At 62.9% G+C, this 23,807-nt stretch carries 14 protein-coding genes; 10 read left to right on the forward strand and 4 right to left on the reverse strand.

Features of this window, described 5'->3' with window-relative positions:
* Window positions 1-40: 40 nt before the first annotated feature.
* The 4 genes from ACM61V_RS10090 to ACM61V_RS10105 all read right to left on the reverse strand — a co-directional run bounded on the left by ACM61V_RS10090 (window position 41) and on the right by ACM61V_RS10105 (window position 6,808).
* Window positions 41-1,483, reverse strand: a complete 1,443-nt coding sequence (locus tag ACM61V_RS10090) for an efflux transporter outer membrane subunit (RefSeq protein ID WP_137785928.1) — start codon at window positions 1,481-1,483, stop codon at window positions 41-43.
* Window positions 1,483-4,698 carry a multidrug efflux RND transporter permease subunit gene (locus ACM61V_RS10095; RefSeq protein ID WP_419713964.1) on the reverse strand — a complete coding sequence of 1,072 codons (3,216 nt, stop codon included), beginning with the start codon at window positions 4,696-4,698 and terminating at the stop codon, window positions 1,483-1,485. The genes ACM61V_RS10090 and ACM61V_RS10095 overlap by 1 nt, the downstream gene beginning before the upstream one ends.
* A 3-nt stretch (window positions 4,699-4,701) precedes the next feature.
* The gene (locus ACM61V_RS10100) at window positions 4,702-5,901 is read right to left on the reverse strand and encodes an efflux RND transporter periplasmic adaptor subunit (RefSeq protein ID WP_419714260.1); all 1,200 of its coding nucleotides are present in this window, start codon (window positions 5,899-5,901) and stop codon (window positions 4,702-4,704) included.
* Between the two features lie 133 nt (window positions 5,902-6,034).
* Complete coding sequence (locus ACM61V_RS10105) at window positions 6,035-6,808, reverse strand: enoyl-CoA hydratase/isomerase family protein (protein ID WP_249341420.1); 774 nt, start codon at window positions 6,806-6,808, stop codon at window positions 6,035-6,037.
* Window positions 6,809-6,987: 179 nt separating this feature from the next.
* Between ACM61V_RS10105 and ACM61V_RS10110 the strand changes: the two genes are divergently transcribed.
* The 10 genes from ACM61V_RS10110 (at window position 6,988) to groL (ending at window position 23,624) form a co-directional block, all read left to right on the forward strand.
* Window positions 6,988-9,084 carry an autotransporter assembly complex protein TamA gene (locus ACM61V_RS10110; RefSeq protein WP_249341419.1) on the forward strand — a complete coding sequence of 699 codons (2,097 nt, stop codon included), beginning with the start codon at window positions 6,988-6,990 and terminating at the stop codon, window positions 9,082-9,084.
* On the forward strand, window positions 9,084-13,286 hold the full coding sequence (locus ACM61V_RS10115) for a translocation/assembly module TamB domain-containing protein (protein WP_419713965.1): 4,203 nt from the start codon (window positions 9,084-9,086) through the stop codon (window positions 13,284-13,286). Before ACM61V_RS10110 ends, ACM61V_RS10115 begins: the two co-directional genes overlap by 1 nt.
* Before the next feature lie 69 nt (window positions 13,287-13,355).
* Window positions 13,356-14,831 (forward strand): flavin-containing monooxygenase, encoded by a 1,476-nt coding sequence (locus tag ACM61V_RS10120; RefSeq protein ID WP_419713966.1) that lies wholly within the window; start codon window positions 13,356-13,358, stop codon window positions 14,829-14,831.
* An 893-nt stretch (window positions 14,832-15,724) separates the two neighbouring features.
* The gene (locus tag ACM61V_RS10125; RefSeq protein WP_419713967.1) at window positions 15,725-16,705 is read left to right on the forward strand and encodes an EAL domain-containing protein; all 981 of its coding nucleotides are present in this window, start codon (window positions 15,725-15,727) and stop codon (window positions 16,703-16,705) included.
* Window positions 16,690-19,095: an ATP-binding protein gene (locus ACM61V_RS10130; RefSeq protein ID WP_419713968.1), complete on the forward strand. Its 2,406-nt coding sequence runs from the start codon at window positions 16,690-16,692 to the stop codon at window positions 19,093-19,095. Before ACM61V_RS10125 ends, ACM61V_RS10130 begins: the two co-directional genes overlap by 16 nt.
* 53 nt (window positions 19,096-19,148) lie before the next feature.
* Window positions 19,149-19,535 (forward strand): response regulator, encoded by a 387-nt coding sequence (locus ACM61V_RS10135; protein ID WP_137785621.1) that lies wholly within the window; start codon window positions 19,149-19,151, stop codon window positions 19,533-19,535.
* 58 nt (window positions 19,536-19,593) lie between these two features.
* Window positions 19,594-19,995 carry a hypothetical protein gene (locus ACM61V_RS10140; RefSeq protein WP_137785620.1) on the forward strand — a complete coding sequence of 134 codons (402 nt, stop codon included), beginning with the start codon at window positions 19,594-19,596 and terminating at the stop codon, window positions 19,993-19,995.
* 117 nt (window positions 19,996-20,112) lie between these two features.
* Window positions 20,113-21,516, forward strand: coding sequence for an MATE family efflux transporter (locus ACM61V_RS10145; protein ID WP_419714261.1), 1,404 nt, complete (start codon window positions 20,113-20,115; stop codon window positions 21,514-21,516).
* Between the two features lie 128 nt (window positions 21,517-21,644).
* On the forward strand, window positions 21,645-21,935 hold the full coding sequence (gene groES, locus ACM61V_RS10150) for a co-chaperone GroES (protein WP_137785619.1): 291 nt from the start codon (window positions 21,645-21,647) through the stop codon (window positions 21,933-21,935).
* Window positions 21,936-21,986: 51 nt separating this feature from the next.
* Window positions 21,987-23,624 carry a chaperonin GroEL gene (gene groL / locus ACM61V_RS10155; protein WP_137785618.1) on the forward strand — a complete coding sequence of 546 codons (1,638 nt, stop codon included), beginning with the start codon at window positions 21,987-21,989 and terminating at the stop codon, window positions 23,622-23,624.
* Window positions 23,625-23,807 lie beyond the last annotated feature (183 nt).

Consider the following 23,807-nt stretch of genomic DNA (forward strand, 5'->3'; position numbering starts at 1 on the left):
CTTGCGCTGATTTCGCGGCCTTGTCGCAATGGCCCGTTCGTTATTGTCGCGGGTCCTGCTGGCCAGAAAGCGTCGGTCCGGTCGGGGCGCTCTGGAGCAGCGAATCTCCGCCCAAGACACGGTACAGAGTGACCAGATTGGTGGCGCGGGTCAGCTTGGTCTGCACGAGGCCGCGCTGCGCGGTGTAAAGCGAACGCTGGGCGACCAGCGATGCAAGAAAGGTATCGATAGCCCCGCGATAGCGCGCGTCTGCCAGCCGGTAATTGTCCAGTGCGGCATCCACGTTTCGTTGATCCGCGCCAAGCTGATCAGCGATGGTTCCCTGTCGGGCGAGCGCATCGGCGACCTCGCTGAACGCCGTCTGGATCGCCTTTTCATAACTGGCGACCGCGGCGTCGCGCTGCGCCTCGGATTGAGCGACGCCGGCGCGCGCCGCGCCGCCGCTGAAAATGGGATAAGCAGCGTTCGCGCTTCCCGAATAACTGAACGCGCCGCTACTGAACAGCGAGGAGAGCGCGCCGCTGGCCAAACCTAGGAGGCCGGTGAGCGTGATCCGGGGAAACAGCGCGGCGCGAGCGGCGCCGATCTCGGCATTGGCCGCACGAAGCGTATATTCCGCACTCACTACATCGGGGCGGCGCAGCAAGACGCCCGAATCGAGCCCGGCTGGCAAGGCGGCGATGTTGCTGGCCGCTTCATCGATCGATCCGGGCAGCAGCGCGGGGTCGATCGGCGCGCCGACCAGTAGTTGAAGGGCGTTCACATCCTGCGCGAGCGCGGTCTTCTGCTGTGCGAGATCGGATTCAGCGCTCGCGAGCACCTGTTCCGCCTGCCGCAGATCGGTGCGAGGCGCGATGCCACCTTTCAGACGCGCATCGGTCAGCGATACGCTGCGGCGCGCGTTGGCTGCCGTTTCCTCTGCGATGCCGAGCAGGCTGCGATCCGCCGCATAACTCAGCCACGCACCGGCGATATCGCCGACGAGCGTCAGCCGGGTGGCGCGCGCGGTCGCTTCCTGCGCGAAATAGCGGTTCAGCGCGGCACTGGTCAGCGAGCGGACCCGGCCGAACAAGTCGATTTCGAAGCCGGTAATCCCGATTCCCGCGGAAAGAGAGTCCGTCGTGGCCGCGTTTCCGGCGGCCGGGCTATTGCTGTGACTGTAACTGTATGCGCCGTTGGCGGCGATCGTGGGAAACAGTTCGCCGCGCTGGATGCGATATTGCGCACGGGCGGCAGCGATATTCGCCGCCGCAATGCGCAAGTCGCGGTTATTGGCGAGCGCCTGATCGATGACGCGCTGGAGCCGCGTGTCCCGGAAGATATCGCGATAGGTGACACTGGGCAGCGCCGCCTCGCTTTGCCTCAGATACGCGTCGCCCACCGGCCATGACGAGGGAACGGGCAGATCCGGACGCACATATTTTGGCGTCATGCTGCACGCCGAAAGCGCGGCGCCGCCGGCCAGCAGAAATGCGCGACGCATCATGATTCACCGGCCTGCGATACGGGCGGGGACGGGCGATACCCTCTATGCTCGCCATGCAATCGCGCGAGCGTATCTCGGAAACCACGCCGCACCAGCACGAAGAACATCGGAATATAGAAGATCGCCAGGATTGTAGCGGTAAGCATCCCGCCGATCACGGCCGTGCCGATCGCGATGCGGCTGTTCGCCCCCGCGCCGGTGGAGATCGCCAGCGGCAGCACGCCGAAGATGAAGGCGAAGCTGGTCATCAGGATCGGGCGCAGGCGGATGCGTGCGGCCGCGAGCGCTGCTTCGATCACGCGCTTGCCCTTCTTTTCCTCCTGCTCCGCGAATTCGATCATGAGGATGGCGTTCTTGGCGGCTAGCCCCATCGTCGTCAGCAGGCCGATCTGGAGATAGACGTCATTGGTAAGCCCGCGCAGCGTTACGAACAGGATCGCTCCGACAAGCCCGAGCGGGATGACCAGCAGCACGGCAAGCGGGATCGACCAGCTTTCGTAAAGCGCGGCGAGGCAGAGGAACACCACGATGAGCGACAGGCCGTAAAGCAAAGGGGCCTGGCCGGACGACAAACGTTCCTGATAGGAGACGCCCGCCCATGCGATGCTGGTTCCCGGTATCTGCGCGGCGAGCGCGGCGATCCGGTTCATGGCGTCGCCCGAGCTTACCCCTTGTGGGCCATCACCCTGGAATTCGAAGCTCTGAACGCCATTGAAACGTGACAGCGTCGTCGGCGCCTGCGACCAGCTGGTGGAGGCGAAGGAAGAGAAGGGGGCCATCTGCCCGTTCGTGCCGCGTACGAACCATTGGCCAATATCCTCCGGCTTCGACCGGAACGGCGCATCGCCCTGAACATACACGCGCTTGACCCGGCCGCGATCCACGAAGTCGTTGACGTAACGGCCGCCCCATGCGGTGGAAAGCGTGGTGTTGACGTCATTCTGCGTCAGGCCCAGCGCAGCGATCTTCTGCGCATCGGTGTCAACCTGAAGCGTGCCGATATCGGGCAGTTCGGTAAGCCGGATGCCGCCGAGTTTCGTATCGGCCATCGCCATCGCCAGCAACTTGTCTCGCGCCGCCTCGAACTCCTGCAACGACAGGCCGCCGGTGTTCTGCAACTCCATCGTGAAGCCTTCGGACTGGCCGAGGCCGCGAATGGCCGGCGGGATCAGCGCGAAAACCTGCGCGTCGCGAAAACCGCTGAATGCGGCGGCTGCGCGGGCGACGATCGCGTCCGCGCCATTCTCTGTGCCCTTGCGCGCATCCCAGTCCGTGAAGGCGAGAAAGCCCTGTCCCGTGTTTTGACCGCTAACGCCGCCGCCGCCGCCGCCAGCGACCGTGAACAGTGTTTTCGTGTTGGCGCCCTCATGTTCCGCGAAATATTTCTCGATCTCGCGCTGGACCTGCGTAGTGCGGCCTAGCGTCGCGCCGGCCGGCAGGCGGAACTGGACGATCGCGCCACCCTGATCCTCGGTCGGCAAAAAGCCGGTCGGCAAGCGCAGGAACAATACGGCCAACAACGCCACGGTGACGGCGTAGATGCCCAGGAACAGCCATTTGCGCTCCACCACCCGGCCAACCGCGGCGGTATAGCGTTGCACGCCGCGATCGAAATTGTGATTGAACCACGTCTTGGCGCGATCGGCGCCCGAAATCAGCCATGGCGCGCGGCGACCAAGCCATGTTTCATCGGCGGGCCGCTCCTTGCTTTTCTGCTTCAGGAGATGCGAGGTGATTGCCGGTGACAAGATGATCGCCACCGCCACGGAAAGCATCATCGCGGAAATGATCGTCAGCGAGAACTGGCGATAGATCACGCCTGTCGATCCGCCGAAAAACGCCATCGGCAGGAACACCGCGGACAGCACCAGCGCGATCGCGACCAGCGCCACCGTGATCTCGTTCATCGATTCGATCGTCGCTTCCCGAGGCGTCATCTCGGGATTTTCCTCCATCAGCCGTTCGACATTCTCCACCACCACGATCGCATCATCGACGAGCAGCCCGATCGCCAGCACAAGGCCGAACAGCGTGAGCGTGTTGATCGTGAAGCCGACGATGTAGAAGATCGCGAACGTGCCGAGCAACACCACCGGCACCGCGATCGTGGGCACCAGCGTCGCGCGCCAGCTTTGCAGGAAAACGAACATGACGATCACGACGAGTATGATTGCCTCGATCAGCGTTTTCACCACCTCGTGGATCGACAGTTTGATAAAGTCCGTTGAATCGCTTGAATAGGCGATGCGCAGATTGGGTGGAAAGGTCTTGGCGACGCGCGCGATTTCAGCCTTGACGAGTTCCGCGGTCTTGAGCGCATCCGCGCCCGGCGCGAGCAACACGGCGATGCCCGCGCCGGGGTGGCGGTTCACGCGGCTGGTTGCCGCGTAGCTCTCCGCCCCCAGCTCGATCCGCGCCACATCCGCCAGCCGCACCGTTGCGCCCGAGGGCAGCGTCTTCAGGATGATCGCGCGGAACTGTTCGGGTGTCTGGAGCCGCGACTGCGCTGTGACGGTGGCGTTCAGCATCTGATCCTGCGGCATCGGCTGGCCGCCGATCTCGCCCGCCGCCACCTCGGTGTTCTGGTTGGTGATAGCGGTGATGACGTCACCCGGGATCAGCGAGAAACTGGCCAGCTTCGCCGGATCCAGCCAGATCCGCATCGCATATTGCGATCCGAACACGTTGGTGTCGCCCACGCCCTGAAGACGACCGAGCGGCTCCTGCAGGTTCGATACGAGATAATCCGACACATCCTGATTGGTCAGCTTGTCGGTGATGTCATAAACGCCGGCGATCAGCAGAAAGTCGGGGTTGGACTTGCGGACGACCAGCCCCTGTTGCTGCACCTGGGTGGGCAGGCGGCTGATCGCCTGCTGCACCTGGTTCTGCACCTGAACCTGCGCGATATCGGGGTCGGTGCCCTTGGCGAACGTGGCGGTGATCGACACCGAGCCGCGCGACGAGGAGGACGAGCTGAAATAGAGCAGACCGTCGATGCCGGTGAGCTGCTGCTCGATAATCTGCGTCACAGAATTCTGGATCGTCTGTGCGTTCGCGCCGGGATAGGTGGCGCGGATCGATACCTGCGGCGGCGCGACATCGGGATATTGCGCGATCGGCAACCCCATGATCGCGCCGATTCCCGCCATCATCACGATGATTGCGAGAACCCAGGCGAAGATCGGGCGATCGATGAAAATGCGCGACATGGTTCAGCCGGCTTTCTTGCCCTGAGACTGCTGCTGCGACGGCGGCGCGATGCGTTGCGGCGAATCGGCGGGCACCGGATTGATCGCCATGTTCGCCTGCAACTTCCCGGTTCCCTGCGTGATGACGCGATCGCCGGGCGCAAGGCCGCGCGTCACCACCCAGAACGAACCCTGCGTGCGATCGGCCACGATGCTCTTCTGCGTGGCCCTGTTATTGGGGCCGACCACCCAGACGGTGGCATTTCCCTTCGGATCGCGCGCCACCGCCGCCTGCGGCACAAGAATAGCGGTCGGATCGATCGCCTGCGCGAATATCGCGCGCACGAACATGCCGGGCAGCAACAGGCCGGTCGGATTGGGAAAGCGTGCGCGCAGCGTCACCGTGCCGGTGCTCGGATCGACGACGACTTCCGAAAACTCCACGCTCCCGGCAAGATCATATTCCCCGCCGTCCTCGAGCTTGAGCCGTACCGCAGCGCGCGTCGGCACCGCCCCGCCGGACGCGAGGCTGCGGCGCAACTGCAGAAGCGCCGCGGAAGATTGCTGGATGTCGACGTAGATCGGATCGAGCTGCTGGATCGTCGCCAACGGATCGGTCTGGCTGGTCGTGACGAGCGCGCCGACGGTGAACAGGGACCGTCCGATCCGCCCGGTGATCGGTGCGGGAACGGTGGTGAAGCGCAGGTTGGTTCGCGCGGTATCCAGCTGCGCCTTGTTTTGCAGGATCGATGCCTGTGCCTGCCGCTGGGCGGCGAGCGCATCGGTGTAATCCTGCTTGCTCACCGCCTCGATCTCGGCGAGCGGGCGATATCGATCCGCCTTGATCTTGGCGGCGGCGGCGGTCGCTTCAGCGCTGGCGAGATTGGCCGACGCCTGGTTGGTCGCGGCGCGATAGAGGCTGGGATCGATCTGATAGAGCGGCTGGCCCTGCTTGACGATCGATCCCTCGGTAAAGAAGCGGCGCTGGATTACCCCGCTCACCTGCGGCCGCACCTCGGAACTCTGGAACGCGACGGTGCGGCCGGGCAACTCGGCCGGGATCGGCACGCTTGCCGTGCGCGCAACGATGTAGCCGACCTGCACCGCGCCGTTGCTTGCCCGCTTCTTGCTGGAAGCGTCGGTCCCACCGCTTCCACATGCCGCCAGGATCAGCGCAAGCGAAATAATGGGCGTCAGTTCGCCGATCGTCCTCGTGCGCAAAATCCTGTTCCTGCCGAAGGTTTAAGCCGCGTTTCGGTCGGGAAAATGCCCGGTGCGGCGTTTCGATCCGTTCGATAATCGGATCGGACGCAAACGTGAAGCCTCAAGCGACGAACGATCGCACCGGCACAGGCGTTTATCGCCGGGTGAAGTTACCTGGGCGACGCTCCGCCACAGCCTTGATGCCCTCGCGAAAATCGCCCGTCGCCATCAATCGATCCTGCTCGGCGCGTTCATGCTGGGTCTGCCGCTCCACCGCCGCGGCGAGCTCTGCGCGTAATGTCGCGCGGGTCGCCTCCACGCCAAGCGGCGCCGCCGCCGCTATTTCCTCAGCGAGCCCCGCCGCCGCCGCGTCGAGGCGGTCTGCCGGCACAAGCTCATCGATCAGGCCGAAGGCGAGCGCCTCCTCCGCCTTCACGCGACGGCCGGTCAGCAGCATCAGCGATGCCTTCTGCACGCCGATCACGCGCGGCAGCGTATGCGAGATGCCGAAGCCGGCATGGAAACCGAGGCTGACGAAATTGGCGGAAAAACGCGCTTCGGGCGCGGCGACGCGAAAATCCGCGACCAGCGCAAGGCCGAGCCCGGCGCCGACCGCTGCACCCTGGATCGCGGCCACGATCGGCTTGCGCGTGGTGAACAATCGTACCGCATTGCGATAAAGGATCGGGGTTTCCGCCTCTCCGCTTTCGGTGACCAGCGGCTTGTCGCCCGAGAGGTCAGCGCCGCCGCAGAACACGCGCCCGGCCGTCTTCAACACGATCACGCGGCACTGATCGTTGCGATCGAGCTCCTCGAACGTGTCAGCGAGTGCGCCGATCAACGCGGCATTGACGTGATTATGCGGCTCACGATCGATAGTCACGACGGCGACATGGCCGGTCAGCGAAATCTCGATATGCTCTTTCACGGTGATCCTTCCGCCTTGCCGAGGAGCGGCTTCATCGCCGCCATTCGGGGCGATTGGCAAGCCCTTTGCCAACCCCGGTTCGACGAGCCGCATGAAACCGTTTGGGAAATCGCGCGTTTCCCCTGTCCGGGGAGAAGTTCAGACTCTATCGTGCGCCCGGAAGCAAAAGGGGATCGTGCGTGGGGTTTGCGGTTGTTCGTCTGAGTTGTGTGACGACCGCATTGCTGGTTGCTACCTCGCCCCCGGCCAACGCTCAGGCGCAGTCTGCCAATCCTGCTGCGGGCAAGTCGCAAGACGATAAGCCAATCGTGCCTGATGCGGAGTTTGACAAGGCTCTGCCGCCGCTGTCGGCTGACATGAACGCGCCGCTCGAGCCGATGCCGGTGGCGGAACAGCCGGCATCCGCATCCGCGCCCATCGCCCCATCGGGCACTTTGCCCCCGCCCGCATCCGAAGATCGCCGACTCGAACAGCCGCTGCCGCCTATCGCCAATTTTCAGACCGTGCCGCTGGAATCGGCAGCCGACGTCAAGGAAAAACCGGCACCCGAAATACGCTATCAGCTTGTCGTACGCGGGCTTGATGCGATCGATCTGGACAGCGAGTTCAAGTCCTTTTCTTCGTTGAAGAACGGCGGCGGCAAGGCCGCCAATGCCACGCAGATCTCGGCGCGCGCGCACGAGGACGAGGCATTGGCAGTGCGGCTGATGAAATCGCGCGGATATTATGATGGCGTCGCCCATTCGGTAATCGAGCCGGTGCCGGGGCAGGCGGGCAATGTCAGAGCGATCATCAGCGCCTCGCCCGGCAGGCTTTATCATCTCGGCGCGATCAACGTCGTATCGCCCCCGACCGTGCCGGTCGGGCTGGTGCGCGCGCAATTGCCGCTTAAGACAGGCGATCCGATCGATGCGGCGCGGATCGAGGCGGCGGAGGCGAACGTCAGCCTTGTGCTGCCGCAGCGCGGCTATCCGTTCGCGAAGGTGGGGCAGCGCGATATCCTGCTCGACGATCAGACCCTGATCGGGGACTATACACTTCCAGTGGAAACCGGCGCGCGCAGCAGCTTCGGCAAGTTGCGCACCACCGGCGATCCGGTATTCGGATTAAAGCATCTGAATGTCTTTCCGCGCTTCAAGCAGGGGGATCTGTATGACGCGCGCAAAACGGACGATCTGCGCCAGGCGCTGGCAGCTACCGGCCTGTTCAATTCGATCTCGGTGGAACCAGTCGCGACGGGAGAGCCGGGGCCCGACGGAACTGAACTGGTCGATCTGCTCATCAACCAGAGCCAGGGGAAGACGCGCAGCATCGCCGCCACCGCCGGCTATGGCACGGGCGAGGGGATCAAGCTGGAGGGGACATGGACCAGCCGCAACCTTTTCCCCCCCGAAGGTGCGCTGATCCTTTCCGCGATCGCGGGCACGCAGCAGCAGGGCGCCTCCGCGACCCTGCGCCGCGCCAATGCCGGGCAGCGCGATCGCACGTTCTCGATCATCGCGAGCGGCCTTCGCCAGAATTACGATGCGTTCAATGCGATCACAGGCACGCTCGCGGTGCGCTGGAGCTACGATTCCACGCCGCTGTGGCAGAAGAAGCTGACCTATGCCTACGGCGCGGAACTGACCGGCACGAACGAGAGCGTCTATGACTTCGCGCGCGGCGATCGCGTGCGGCGTACCTACGGCATCGCGGCAGTGCCGCTTCAGGCCATGTGGGATACTTCGGACAACCTTCTCAATCCGACGCGCGGCTATCGCGTGAAGCTGAACCTCAGCCCGGAAACGTCGGTTCAGGGCTCGGTCGATCCTTATGTCCGCATGATGGTCGAGGGAACATTCTATTACCCGGTTCTGGACAGTCTGGTGATCGCGGGGCGGGCACGAGCGGGATCGATCGTAGGGACTTCGCGCGATGAGCTTGCGCCCTCGCGGCGTTATTATGGCGGTGGCGGCGGATCGGTACGTGGCTATGGCTACCAGCGGCTGGGGCCGTTCGATCCGCAGGGCAACCCGGTGGGTGGGCGAAGCATCAACGAATTCTCGCTGGAGGCGCGTTATCGCTTCGGCAATTTCGGGATCGTGCCGTTCATCGATGCCGGCAACGCCTATGAAAGCGTTTTGCCCAAGGCTAGCGACCTGCGCTTTGGTGCTGGCATCGGCGGCCGCTTCTACACCAATTTCGGCCCGATGCGGCTAGACCTCGCTACCCCGCTCAACCCGCGCAAGGGCGATGGCAATATCGCGCTCTATATCTCGATCGGGCAGGCTTTCTGATGGCGGAGGATGGCGTTCCCGCTCACGTCGCTCGACCACTGTGGCAGCGTATCATGAAGTGGCTCGGTATCGCGATCTGCGCACTGGCTCTGTTGCTGCTGGTGATTGTGGCGGGGATCAACACCGATCCGGGCCGCCGCCTCGTCGCCGATCAGCTCGGCGCCTATAAGACCGCCACAGGCCTCAATATCCGCGTCGGAAGGATCGATGGCTCACTTTACGGGCGAATGACGCTTTCCGATGTGCAGGTCAGCGATCCGAAGGGCGTTTTCCTGACCTCGCCGCGTATCGACGTCGACTGGCGACCGTTCGCGTTCATCGGGAATCATGTCGATGTGCGCAGCCTGGAAAGCGCGCTCGTCACCCTGAGGCGCAATCCGGCGTTCACGCCGCAGCCCAGCGACCCCAACGCGCCGTTCCTGCCGGATCTCGATATCGATATCGGCCGCTTGCGGGTCGATCGGTTCGTGATGGAGCCGCCCGTCGCGGGAGCGCGGCATATCGGGAGGATCATCGGTGCGGCGCACATCGCCGACCGGCGCGCGAAGCTCGATGTGGATGCGGTGGCATTGCGCGGGCCGGGGATCGGCGGCGGGGATACGCTGCGTCTGCGGCTTGATGCGGTGCCGGATGAGGACAAGCTCGATCTGAATGCGCGGCTGTTTGCGCCGGCGGGTGGCGTGGTCTCCTCACTCGCGGGGACGAAAACGCCGCTGATCGCGACCATCGGCGGCAAGGGCAGCTGGAAGGCGTGGTCGGGAAAGATGCTGGCGTCGCTCGGCGGCGGACAGTTGGCCGATCTGGGCATTACCGCTCACACCGGGCATATCGAGGTACGCGGCTATACGAAGCCCGGGCTTTACCTCGAGGGGCCGGTTGAACGGCTCACCGCCCCGCGGCTGGATGTCGCCATCGATACGACTCTCGCGCAGCGCAGGGCCGATACGCGGATCAAGCTGAAGTCCGACGCTCTGGTGGTGGATGCGGGCGGTATCGTCGATCTCGCCAACAGCCGGTTCGGCAATTTCGCCGTCGATGCCCAGTTGCTCACCCCCGGCGCGATCGCACCGAATGTGCGCGGCCGTGACGTGTTGGCGCGGCTGGTGCTCAATGGCCCGTTCGCGATGCCCGTGGTCGATTACAAGATCCGCGCGAGCGCGCTGGGCTTCGCCGACACCATTGTCGAAAATCTTTACGCCGAGGGCCAGGCGCGGGTGGATGCGCATCGCATCCTCGTGCCGGTGCATGCGCGCGCGCGCCGGATTGGCGGGCTCAACGCGGCGGTAGGCGGCCTTACCAATAACGTCCGGATCGATGGCGACGTGGCAATCACGATGCCGTCAGTGCTGTCAGACAATCTGCGCATCCGCTCCGACAATATCGACGCCACAGCAATCATTGCCGCCAACATCAAGACGGGGCGTTACACCGGCGCGCTCAAAGGGCGTATCAACAACTACCGCATCGAGAGCATCGGCATCGTCAACCTCACGACGGATGCAAGGCTGGTGCCGGCCGCGCGCGGCGGCTTCGGCATAAGCGGCAGGATCGTCGCGCAGACGCGCCAGATATTCAATTCCGGTGCGCGCACCTTCCTGGGCGGCAATGCGGTGATGCGTGCCGATGTCGGCTATGCGCCGGAAGGTCTGGTTACTTTCACCAACCTGCGGCTCAACGCTCCGCAATTCCGGGTGACGCACGGGGAAGGGCGATATGAGCTGAACAATGGCCGACTGGCGGTTTCGGCGGCTGCCTATTCTACGCAATATGGGCCGTTGTTCGCGCGGGTGAGTGGGAGCGCCACCGATCCAATAGTGTTGCTGCGCGCACCCCGGCCCGGCGTGGGCGTGGGGCTCGTCGATCTCAATGCGCGGATTGTAGGCCGGAACGGCGCCTATGCCGTGACGGCGCAGGGCGGAACGACTTATGGACCGTTCAACGCCGACGTCCTTGTCCATTCTGGCAAGCAACTGGCGATCGATATCCGCAAGGTGATCTTTGCCGGCGTCACCGTCGCCGGCCGCGTCGTGCAGACTGCGGCGGGGCCGTTCGCGGGGCAGCTTCAGTTCGCCGGCTCCGGCCTTTCCGGCAACGCGCGTCTTGGCGCTGAGGGGCAATACCAGCGCGCCGACGTCAACGCGCGTGCCGATAACGCCAAGATACCGGGGGCGGTGGATTTCACGATCGGCCGCGCCCTGGTTACGGCAAGCATCGTGCTGCGCGAAAAGCCGCAGGTGATTGCCGACGTGCAAGTCGCCGACATGCGCTATGGCCCAACCGTGATCGACACGGCGCGCGCAAAGGTGAACTACGCCAATGGCAGGGGCACCGCGCAGGCCGTGCTGGCCGGTTCGAACAGCGTTCCCTTCCGCTTGGCGGCCAACGCCAGGCTTGCGCCAGATGATTACCTCGTGGCGCTGACCGGGCAGGCAAACGGAGTGGGTTTCAAAACCGGCAGCCCGGCGCACATCATCGCAACGCATGGCACCTACACGCTCCAGCCGACTCTGCTCATATTCGACAAGGGCAGGGCGCGGATTGCTGGCAGTTATGGGCCAAAGCTGGTGGCGCAAGCGCGCCTCGAAAGTCTCGACCTGTCGATCCTCAACGCCTTCGTCCCCGACATCGGGCTGGGCGGGCAGGCGACGGGGAGCCTCGATTTTACGCAGGCCAGCGCGAGTGCGTTCCCGCAAGCCGACGCGCGGATGACGATCACCGGGTTCACTCGCTCCAGCCTGGCGTCTGTATCCACCCCGGTGGATGTAGAGTTTGCCGGGCGGCTCGTCAGCGATGGCGGCGAAGCGCGTGCGATCGTTAAACGCGGAGCGACCACTGTTGGCCGGATGGCTGCCACGCTGCGGCCGTTGCCTTCCGGAGACGGATCATGGATGACGCGGCTGCTCCAGGCCCCGCTTGGTGGCGGCATTCGCTACAATGGGCCGGCCGCGGTGTTGTTCAGCTTTGCAGGGCTGGCCAATCAACAGCTCTCCGGCCCGATCGCTGTCGCCGCCGATTTCGGTGGCCGGGTTACGGCGCCGCAACTTAACGGCATCGCGCGCGCGGACAACCTTACCTACGACAACGAAACCTACGGAACGCGGCTGTCGCAGATGCAGCTTCGCGCGCGTTTCACAGCCGACCGGCTGGAGATAAACTCGCTGCAGGCGCGTGCCGGAGACGGCACGGTGCAGGCGAAGGGCTTCGTTAGCCTGGCCGCCGAGCAAGGCTATCCAATGAATTTGACAGCGACGCTCAACAATGCGCGGCTCGCCAAATCCGATAGCCTGGGGGCGACCGCCAGCGGCACGCTGAATATATCGAACGGCGCCGGTGGCGGCCTCATCAAAGCCGATCTTACCATCCCCAATGCGCGCTATGAGATCATCCGCCAGGGCGCGGCGGAAGTGCCGGAGCTTAGCGGCGTACGCTGGAAGCGGGACATTCGCGTTGCGCGGGCGACCGACCGGCCGGCTGCCCCCTCCGTCGGCCTGTTCAAGCTAGATATGCGTATCCGGGCCGCCAACCAGTTGTTCGTTTCCGGCATGGGGCTGGAGAGCGAATGGCAGATGGATATGCGGGTGAGCGGCACATCGACCGCGCCGATCATTACCGGCGGGCTGGATCTCGTTCGCGGCACCTATTCGTTCGCAGGGACGCGCTTCGACGTGACGCGCGGTCGTATCCGCTTCCAAGGCGGTGCGTTGACAGACCCGGATATCGATATTCAGGCGAACACCACCAAAGACAGCACGACGTTTAATATCAACATCGCGGGCACCGGGCAGAAGCCGCAGATCACGTTTACCTCAACACCATCGCTGCCACAGGATGAGGTGCTGAGCCGATTACTGTTCGGCACCAACCCGGAGAACCTTTCCGCGACAGAGGCGATACAATTGGCGGCTGCGCTCAATTCATTGCGCGGATCGGGCGGCGGGCTTAATCCGCTTGGTAAGCTTCGCTCCGCGACCGGATTCGATCGCCTGCGCGTGCTGGGTGCCGATCAGGCGACCGGACGCGGCACGGCGCTTGCTGCGGGCAAATACATCACGCGTAACATTTATATCGAGATCGTCACCGATGCGCGCGGCTTCACCGCGACGCAGCTTACCGTCGCGCTCACCAAATCGCTGAGCGTCCTGACGCAGGCGGGTTCGTTCGGCGGCTCAAATGCGACCGTGCGTTACTCGCGGGATTACTGACACTGCTGTAAACATATCTTCCCCGCGAGCCGAAAATCGAATATCGGGTATCGTGAGAGAGGATAGTGCATGACCGAGCATGTCGATGTAATCGTTGTTGGTGCCGGCCTGTCCGGGATCGGCGCCGGTTATCATCTTCAGACGCGCAGTCCGAAGAGCAGTTACCTGATCCTTGAGGGGAGGGAGGCGATCGGCGGAACCTGGGATCTGTTCCGCTATCCCGGAATCCGTTCGGATTCTGATATGCACACGCTTGGCTACAACTTCCGGCCATGGACCCAGGCGAAGGCAATCGCGGACGGCCCTTCGATACGTGAGTATATTGCCGATACGGCACGGACCTACGGCATCGATCGGCATATCCGGTTCGGTCATCGCGTCATCAGCGCGGCGTGGTCCACGCCGGAGGCCTGCTGGACGGTGCAGTGCGAAACGGGGGCGGGCGAAGCGCGTCGGTTTACCTGCAACTTCCTGTATATGTGCTCGGGCTATTACAATTACGCCACCGGACACGCGCCCGATTTCCCGGGTTCCGATGATTTCCGCGGCCGGATCGTCCATCCGCAATTCTGGCCGGAAGACCTGGATTATGCGGGAAAGAAGGTCGTGGTGATCGGCAGCGGGGCGACCGCCGTCACCCTCGTGCCTGAAATGGCGCGAACCGCATCGCATGTCACCATGCTCCAGCGCTCGCCTACCTACGTCGTTTCACGTCCGGCGGAGGATCGTTTCGCGAACTTCCTGCGGCGCAAGCTGCCGGAAAAAGCCGCCTATGGTATCACGCGCTGGAAAAATGTGCTGTTGCAGATGTTCTTCTTCCGCATGACGCGCAAGCGCCCGGAAAAGGCGAAGGAGCGGCTGATCGCGATGGTGCGGGAGCAGCTCGGCCCTGACTATGACATCGCGACCCACTTCACGCCGCGCTATAATCCGTGGGACCAGCGGCTCTGCCTGGTTCCCGACGCGGATCTGTTCGATGCAATCAAGGCGGGCAGTGCCTCGGTCGAAACCGGAACGATAGATACCTTCACCGACGGTGACATCCGCCTCAACAATGGCAAGACGATCGACGCCGACGTAATTGTCAGCGCGACGGGCTTGCAGATGCAATTACTGAGCGGGGTACCTTTCACCGTCGACGGAAAGCTTGTCGAGTTGTCCCGGACACTTAACTACAAAGGCATGATGTATTCCGATGTTCCGAACCTCGCTTCTTGTTTCGGCTATACCAACGCGTCCTGGACGCTGAAGGCGGACCTGACGTCGATGTACGTCTGTCGCTTGCTGGAGGCGATGCGCAGGCGAGGAATGCGGCAATGCACGCCGCGGATCGGGGCCGAAGTGATCGAGGAGGAGCCGTTCCTGAGCTTCACGTCCGGTTACGTGGAGCGCGCGTTGGAAAGCCTTCCAAAGCAAGGAAAGCGGAAACCCTGGAAATTGCACCAGAATTACGCGCTTGACGTCATGGCGCTACGGTTCGGTTCGTTGGATGACAGCATGGAGTTTTCCAATCCGGAGCATGTCCGCGCAAAGGTAGCCGCCTGACGAGCGGCTTTTGCGAGAAAAAATCGCGATCGGTAAATCCGCTGCGTCCCGAAACAGTGGGCGGCACACGCAACTCGGCATCGGGGGGGTAGCCCTCCCGTGGCAAGTTCGACTGGTCGAATGAAGAACGGCTCAGTCCGCGGCAGACCGCCCACCTTTCAAGCGCGTGGAAATCAGGCGCTGTAGGTCGATAAAGGCCGTAATCAAAAACGCCTTAACGCGTCGCAGACAACCATATCGAGGCGAAAACTACCGATCAGATCGCCTGGACAGGAGGTCGGTTTCGCAGATTTTCCGGCCCGAAATTCCGATAATCTGCGGAAAAACCAGCATATTATCAGAATGTTCGAGCCGGAATTACTGTTACCAGGGACGGATGTCCGTACCGTAGATAAGCGCAAGAATAAGAGCGAGCATGGCTTTCTCCCTTTATGGGCAACCCCAATGGGTTGCGAGTCACGCTTAACGAAATATCAACCAATCCGCAATGGGCTAAGCTCAGGCGCTCTGGGAGGTTCGTTGATTAATTATATCTTCAGCCATTCCGCATACCGCTGTTGATGATGGTACAGCACCGCTCAGAAATGCTTCCCCAGACGGCTCCGTCGACCGATGCCGAACCGGCGCCAGCCGTTCGGTCGTCGGCGAACGCGTGGCGGTTGGTTGTGCTCGCCGAAGTTGCCAATTTTGCATCGTTGCGCCGTTTGCTTGGCGCCGAACGCGCGGCGGCGCTGGTCGAGGTGACGGCGAAGCGGCTTGCGGCGGTCGTGTCGGATGGGACGGTGCGCGCAGTTGGGCGCGACCTGATTGAGATCGAGGCTGTCGCGGCGTCATGGGCAGAATATGAAGCGCTTCTCCCGCGGCTTCGGGCCGCCAGCGCGACTGGGATCGAAATGGGCGACCGGCGTTGTACGGTTACCCTGCGACTCGGCGGCGCCGCCATCAGGGAGGATGAACACGATTCCGTCACGCTGATCGAGCGCGCGGAAGCCGCTCTCGCGAACGCGCGCGGCAACGGTATTGATGGCAGCGTTCCAGAGCGGGGTGCGGTCGCCAGTGAACTCGCGACAGAATTGGAGCTGGCCATCGAGCGTGGCGAGCTGCTCATGCTCTATCAACCGAAATTCCATGTTCGGCGACAGAAAGTCACTTGTGCCGAGGCGCTAATTCGCTGGCGCCACCCGGAGCGCGGACTGATACCGCCGATCGAGTTCATTCCGGTTGCGGAAGAAGCGCATCTTATCGACAGACTGACGCTGTGGACGATCCGGCAGGTGATCGAAGACCAGCGGAAAATGCGCTCGCTCGGGCATGATCAGCGCCTTTTCGTCAATATTTCCGGGCAGTTGCTGGCCGATGCCGTTTTCGTCCGCGAGGCTTGCGCCCTTGTCGCCTCAAGCGGCGCGACATTGGGCTTTGAAGTTACCGAAACTTCAGTGATCCGGGATCCCGTCAGCGCGATCGCGAATCTGCAGGTGTTCGCAGATATCGGCATCACCATAGCAATCGACGATTACGGAGCGGGCCTGTCCAGTCTTGCTTATCTGAAGCAGCTTCCGGCCGTCGAACTGAAAATAGACAAGCTGTTCGTAACGCAATTGACCAGTTCGAACCGTGACCCGCTGATCGTGCGATCGACAATAGATCTCGCGCATGCCCTGGAGATGGAGGTGGTCGCGGAAGGCGTCGAGAGTCACGCCGCGCTGGCGCTGCTGACGGTGATGGGCTGCGATATGGTGCAGGGTTTTCTAATCAGCCGTCCGGTGTCCATCGACGCTCTGGTTGCCTTTCTCGATGACGAATCCTGGCATCAGGGTGGCCAGGAAAATCGCGGACCGTTCAATCGCCTGGCACCGACGTGGAAACGCGGCTGAAACGCCGGTTGCGCGCACTCCGTCTCATCCCGGCGTGCGGCATATTGCTGAGCACGCCGGTTGTAGCGGCGGGTCAGAGCGCTCAATTCGACACGATGATCGCGAGCGTGAAGGCGGCGATGATGGCGGATCCCGGTGAGGCGATCCGTCGCCGCAACAACGTGTTGCGCTTCGCGCAGGAGAAGCGCTCGGCAAACATGATCGCTACCGCGCAGTGGCTGCTCGGCGAGGCCTATCTTCGTATGAACGAGCCGCAAAAGGCTCTCACAATATTAAACGGTGCGCGGCGGACGCTGGCGGGCAGCGACAAAAACACCCATCTTCAGGCAGACATACTCCTGTCGCTAGGCGGCGCCAGGACCGCCACGGGAGAGGTGGCTGCGGCGTTAAGCAATTTGCACAGCGCCTATGTGATTTTTCATTCGCTAAGCGATGAAAGAAGCGAGGCTAAGGCGCTTATTTCTATCGCTCTTCTATATTATGGCGGCAACGATAATATTACCGCGCTACGCTATTTCGATCAAGCCAAAGACATCTATTCCAAGGATCCTAATTTCGCTCTCTCGATATATAACGGGAAAGGGAATGCCCTAAAAGAAATGGGGAGCTTTGCTGCGGCAGAGCAGCAATATGATCGGGCGCTCCAGCTCGCGCGCGGCATGTCGAGCGATCTCCTCGTGGCACAAGTGCTTAGCAATATCGCGCGCGTTCGGCTCAAGCAGAATGATTTGCCTCATGCCGATCGCGCCATTTCGGAAGGCCGGGCTCTCACCCGTCGCGACGGTGCGGCGCCATATCGTCCGCTGTTTCAGGTTCTTGCGGCCCAGTCGGCCTATCTTCATCATAGGCTGGATGACGCGCGAACCTTGATCGACGCCCGTTTCGACAATGTCGATCTGACAGCAACCGAGCTCAGCGATCGCGATGGCCACGACATCGCGTACCGGATTTACACTGCTCTTGGTGACGATCGCCTTGCGCTGGCGCACCTCGAGGCGTTGAAGCGGCTTGACGATCGAGCGACCGAACTGGCGCGCTCGAATAGCGCGGCATTGGCGGGCGCGCGGTTCGATTTCGCGAACCAGGAACTGCGGATCGCCACACTAAAGGCCAGCGACTTACAGAAAACGGTAGCGTTCGAGCGTGACAAGGCGCGCACGCAACGCTTTGTGTTTATCGGTGCGGGGTTGGTCACGGCGCTCGTAATTGCATTGTTGGCCTTCGGTGTCCTTACGCTCCGCCGCAGCCGTAACAGGCTGTCAGCCAGCAATACAGCGCTCGGCAAGGCGTTGGCCGCGAAGACGGAGTTCCTCGCTACCACAAGCCACGAAATCCGCACGCCGCTGAACGGCATTCTGGGCATGACGCAGGTCATGCTTGCCGACCAGCGGCTCGATACCGAGACGCGCGGGCGCCTTTCGGTGGTGCATGGCGCGGGCGTCAACATGCGCGCGCTGGTCGATGACATTCTTGACGTTGCCAAAATGGAAACGGGCAAGATGACTATAGAGGAAGCCGCTTTTGATCTGCGCCAGGTGGTTCGTGATGCCACCGGAATGTGGGCCGAGCAGGCGCGCGCCAAGAAGCTTTCGTTCGACGCCACGCTGGAAGACGGACCGGAATGGATCATCGGCGACAGCGCGAGGCTGAGGCAGATCGTTTTTAACCTGCTGTCGAACGCCGTAAAATTCACTCATACCGGCAGCATCGGCGTGACCACGGAAGTCGCGGGCGATCGTTGGCGGCTTTCCGTGGCAGATACCGGCATCGGTATTGCCCCGGCCAAGCATGAAGCCATCTTCGAGGCATTCCGCCAGGCTGATACGGGAACGACGCGACAATATGGCGGCACCGGTCTTGGGCTGGCGATCTGTCGCAACCTTGCGCGCGCGATGGGTGGAGACGTGTCGGTCCAAAGCGACCTGGATCAGGGCGCGACCTTCACCATCGATCTGCCGCTTCGGCGGGCGGAGGCGCCGGTCGCGTCGCATGAAGCCAAAGCCGATGGAATTCTGGTGGTAGATCGAAGCCCGATCACCCGCGCGATGTTCAAAACCCTGTTCGGGCCGCGTGCGGGTTCGGTTACATTTGCCGGATCGGTGGACGAAGCTGTCGGACTGATTGCTGATGGCGGCCCACGCACGATATTGATCGACGATGCGACGCTACGGCTCGCTGCCGACCCTTATTCCGCGCTCAAGATGATACGAGCGGCCGCGGCGGACGCCAGACTTGCGATCCTCGGTCCCGCCGCACTGGCCGGAGAAAGCGAAATGCTGGAACAGGCGGGGGTCGATCGCGTTATCCTGAAGCCGATTGCGAAAGATGCTTTGTTAACCGAACTATTCGACGAACCGAGCGCGCGCTCGCTTGTGTCGGCAGCGGCATAGCGCGATAAAGGTACGGAGATGAAACGACCGTCGCGCGATCTAGGCTCACGGCCATGAACGTATTGTTTATCGAAGACGACCGGATGAACCGGCGCGTGGTGAACGATATGCTTGAAGTGGCTGGCGCGTCGATGACCGGCGCCGAGAGCGCCGAAGAGGGGCTCGCGATCCTCGATCGAACCGATTTCGATATATTGCTGGTGGATCTGAGGATGCCGGGGATGGATGGCATCTCCGCAATCCGCGCAATCCGCGCGCGCACCGATGCCAAGGCGGGTGTGCCGGTGATCGTGGTTACTGCCGATACCGCGCCCGATCTGCGTGAACGCTGTCTCGCCGCAGGAGCGGATGACGTGATCTTCAAGCCGGTCGCAATGGATATTCTGTTCGAGGCGATGGGCCGCGTGCTCGCGGCAGGCGATGACGGGATGATCGCATAGCCTTTATCAGCGACGCGCCCGCCCGATCGTTTCGCAGCCTTTATTCCGGTGAGGAATTTTGCGTTATCCGATCGCCGCGCTTATTCTTGGCGGCGTCTCTTGCGAGAGAAACCGTCCGATGAAATTTGCAGCGCCTGTCACCTTGTCTCTACTGCTCACCGCCTGTTCCGGCGGCGCGGATCGCTCGGCGGCAACCGAGGCGACCAACCTGCAAGTTGTTTACAACGGTCCCGATATCGCCGCCGCCGTCGCGAAGCTGCCGGACGGTCAATTGCGCGGCGTGCTGTTCCGCGCGGTGCGCGACGCCGGGTTGCCGTGCCAGGATGTGACTCAAATCCAGCGCTTTCCTGACGAGCGCGGTGTCAAAAACTGGCGCGTTGAATGTGACGGCCGCAGCCAGCAGCTTGTCGAAATCAGGAAGGATGGCAATGCCAACGTGCTGTCCAGGCCGCAACGCTGACGCGCGCCTTGTCAGCATGATGCATCGCGGATAGATCGCGCCTTCGTCTGATACGCGGACGATCCCGCTGGCGTGCGACCCGGTATTGTTGACTTCTATTCCCGGCACCGCATGACCATGACCTCGACCGATACTCTTGCACCGCTGACCGGCACCGCATCCGCAACCGGCGGCGATGAACTGCGCGCGCTGATGCGGCTCGCCGGGCCATTGGTGGGCGCAAACCTGTTGCAGATGGCCGTCGCTGCCGTTGACGTGATCTTCGTGGCGCGATTGGGGACGGTGGAGCTTGCGGCGGCGACGCTCGGCGTCTTCCTGTTCAACGTGCTGATGTACGGAACGATTGGTCTGACGACCGCAGCGTCGCCCCTGATCGCGGCGGAACTTGGCCGACGCCAGCATGCGGTGCGCGAGGTGCGGCGCACTTTTCGCATGGCGTTGTGGGTCGGCATGGCGAGTGCGGTGGTGGTGGCGATCATCCTTGCGAACGGCGCGGCGCTATTGCGTCTTGCCGATCAGGATCCTGATGTGGTCCGGCGGTCCGGGCATTTCCTTGATATCATGCTGATCGGCATCTTCCCCGGCATCGCTTCGGCGGTGATGCGTGGCACCGCCGCAGCGCTCGGGCGGCCCGGCTGGGCGTTTGCAGTGACCGGTATGGGGTTGCTGCTCAGCATCGCCGCGAACTGGTGCCTGGTGTTTGGCAACCTCGGGTTTCCGCGTCTTGGGCTTGAGGGCTCGGCGCTTGCAAGCGTCATCAGCCTGACGGCGATGGCGATCGCCTATTGGCTAATCCTTCATTTCGATCGCCGTCTGCGCCGCTATCGACTGTTCGGACGCTGGTGGCGGACCGAGTGGTCGCGCTTCCGGGAGATCGTGAAGCTGGGCGCCCCCATCTCGCTCACGTGGATGGCGGAGGGCGCGCTGTTCGGTGGTGCGTCCTTGTTGATGGGCGTGCTTGGCGTGAGGGAAGTGGCGGCTCATGCCGTCGCCCTCAACATCGCCTCTATCACGTTTCAGGTGCCGCTTGGCGTGGCGCAGGCAGCGACCATTCGTGTCGGCATGGCCTATGGCGCACGTGATCCGGCGTGGATTGCGCGGGCGGGGAGGGTGGCGCTTGCCGTCGGCATCGCGTCGATGGTGGTGAGCGCGATCGCAATGTGGGCCGTGCCGCGTCTGCTCGTAAGCGGCTATCTCGACATCAATGACCCGGCGAACGCGATCGTGGTGCGGCTGGCGATCAGTTATCTGGCGGTGGCGGCGGTATTCCAGATAGTCGACGGGGCGCAGGTGGTGGCGGCAGCGATATTGCGCGGCCTGCAGGACACGCGCGTGCCGATGCTCGTGGCCTTGTTCGGATACTGGATCGTCGGCTTCGGTACTGCGATCGCGCTGGGGTTCCGAACGCCACTTGCCGGTGTCGGCATATGGATGGGGCTTGCTGCCGGATTGCTCGTCGTATCGATCCTGCTCCTGTGGCGCTGGAACGCACGCGAGCGGATCGGCCTGACCGGCTCCTGACGCGCGACCAAAAAATTCGGCCCCTCGCCATTGACGGTGCGCGGCGTCCCCCACATATGCCGGCTGCTGGCACTCGCATTCGCTGAGTGCCAAGAAATTGTCACATTGCCTTTAGAGAGGGTATAGCAATGAACTTTCGTCCGTTGCACGACCGTGTTCTCGTTCGCCGCGTTGAAGCGGAAGAGAAGACGGCCGGCGGGATCATCATTCCCGACACCGCCAAGGAAAAGCCGCAGGAAGGCGAAGTGGTCGCCGCCGGTGCGGGCGCCAAGGGCGAGGACGGCAAGGTTACGCCGCTCGACGTGAAGGCCGGCGATCGCATCCTGTTCGGAAAGTGGTCCGGCACCGAAGTCAAGGTGAACGGCGAAGACCTGCTCATCATGAAGGAAAGCGATATCCTCGGCATCGTCGAGGCCTGAGCTTTTCGGCCGTAATTTTCTCAACAATCGTCATTTGAAAGGGTAGCCACCATGGCAGCCAAGGACGTAAAATTCAGCCGCGACGCGCGTGAGCGCATCCTGCGCGGCGTGGACATTCTCGCCGATGCGGTGAAGGTCACGCTCGGGCCGAAGGGCCGCAACGTCGTGATCGACAAGTCGTTCGGCGCACCGCGCATCACCAAGGACGGCGTTTCCGTCGCCAAGGAAATCGAGCTTAAGGACAAGTTCGAGAATATGGGCGCGCAGATGGTCCGCGAGGTCGCCTCGAAGACCAACGACGTCGCCGGCGATGGCACCACCACCGCCACCGTACTGGCCCAGGCGATCGTTCGCGAGGGCATGAAGTCGGTCGCGGCCGGCATGAACCCGATGGACCTGAAGCGCGGCGTGGATCTCGCCGTCGGCAAGGTAGTCGAGGATATCAAGGCGCGCTCCAAGGCCGTTTCGGGCTCGAACGAGATCGCGCAGGTCGGCATCATCTCGGCTAACGGCGACAAGGAAGTGGGCCAGAAGATCGCCGAGGCGATGGAGAAGGTCGGCAAGGAAGGCGTCATCACGGTCGAAGAGGCCAAGGGTCTCGAATTCGAGCTGGACGTCGTCGAAGGTATGCAGTTCGACCGCGGCTATCTCTCGCCGTATTTCATCACGAATCCGGAAAAGATGTCGGTCGAACTCGCCGATCCTTACATCCTGATCCACGAGAAGAAGCTGTCGAACCTGCAGTCGATGCTTCCGGTGCTCGAGGCGGTCGTGCAGACGGGTCGCCCGCTGCTCATCATCGCCGAGGACATCGAGGGTGAGGCGCTCGCCACGCTGGTGGTCAACAAGCTGCGTGGCGGCCTGAAGGTGGCCGCCGTCAAGGCACCGGGCTTCGGCGATCGTCGCAAGGCGATGCTCGAGGATATCGCGATCCTCACCAAGGGCGAGGTCATCAGCGAGGATCTGGGCATCAAGCTCGAGACCGTCACGCTGGGCATGCTCGGCACCGCCAAGCGCGTGACGATCGACAAGGACAACACCACCATCGTCGATGGCGCCGGTGAAGAGTCCGCGATCAAGGGCCGCGTTGAGGCGATCCGCCAGCAGATCGACGTCACCACCAGCGACTATGATCGCGAGAAGCTCCAGGAGCGTCTGGCGAAGCTCGCTGGCGGCGTCGCCGTCATCAAGGTCGGCGGTGCGACCGAGGTTGAGGTCAAGGAGCGGAAGGATCGTGTCGACGACGCGCTTCACGCGACCCGCGCGGCGGTTGAAGAGGGCATCGTCCCGGGCGGCGGCACTGCGCTGCTGTACGCGACGAAGGCGCTCGACGGCCTGAAGGGCGAGAACGACGACCAGACCCGCGGCATCGATATCGTCCGCAAGTCGCTGACGTCGCTGGTTCGCCAGATCGCGGCCAACGCCGGCCAGGACGGCGCAGTCGTCTCGGGCAAGCTGCTCGATCAGTCGGACACGTCGTTCGGTTTCAACGCTGCAACCGACACCTATGAGAACCTGGTGCAGGCCGGCGTGATCGACCCGACCAAGGTGGTGCGTACCGCGCTGCAGAATGCGGCATCGGTTGCGGGCCTCCTCATCACCACCGAGGCGGCTGTTTCCGAATTGCCGGAAGACAAGCCCGCGATGCCGGCAATGCCGGGCGGCGGCATGGGCGGCATGGACTTCTGATTTTCAGCCGGGGCAGTGAATGCTGCCCCGGACGGAAAATCGGAACGGGCGGGCCGGGCGGCATAGCCGACCCGGTCTGGCCTGAGGCTGGCGGCCCTGCCGTCTCCAGTTCCGCATCAGGATTGGGCCGGGAGCTTGGCGTTCCCGGCCTTTTCTTTATCCGGCCACCCTCCTATCTGCCGC

It is taken from the genome of Sphingomonas sp. TX0543 (assembly GCF_048565505.1).
In the GTDB taxonomy this organism is placed as follows: domain Bacteria; phylum Pseudomonadota; class Alphaproteobacteria; order Sphingomonadales; family Sphingomonadaceae; genus Sphingomonas.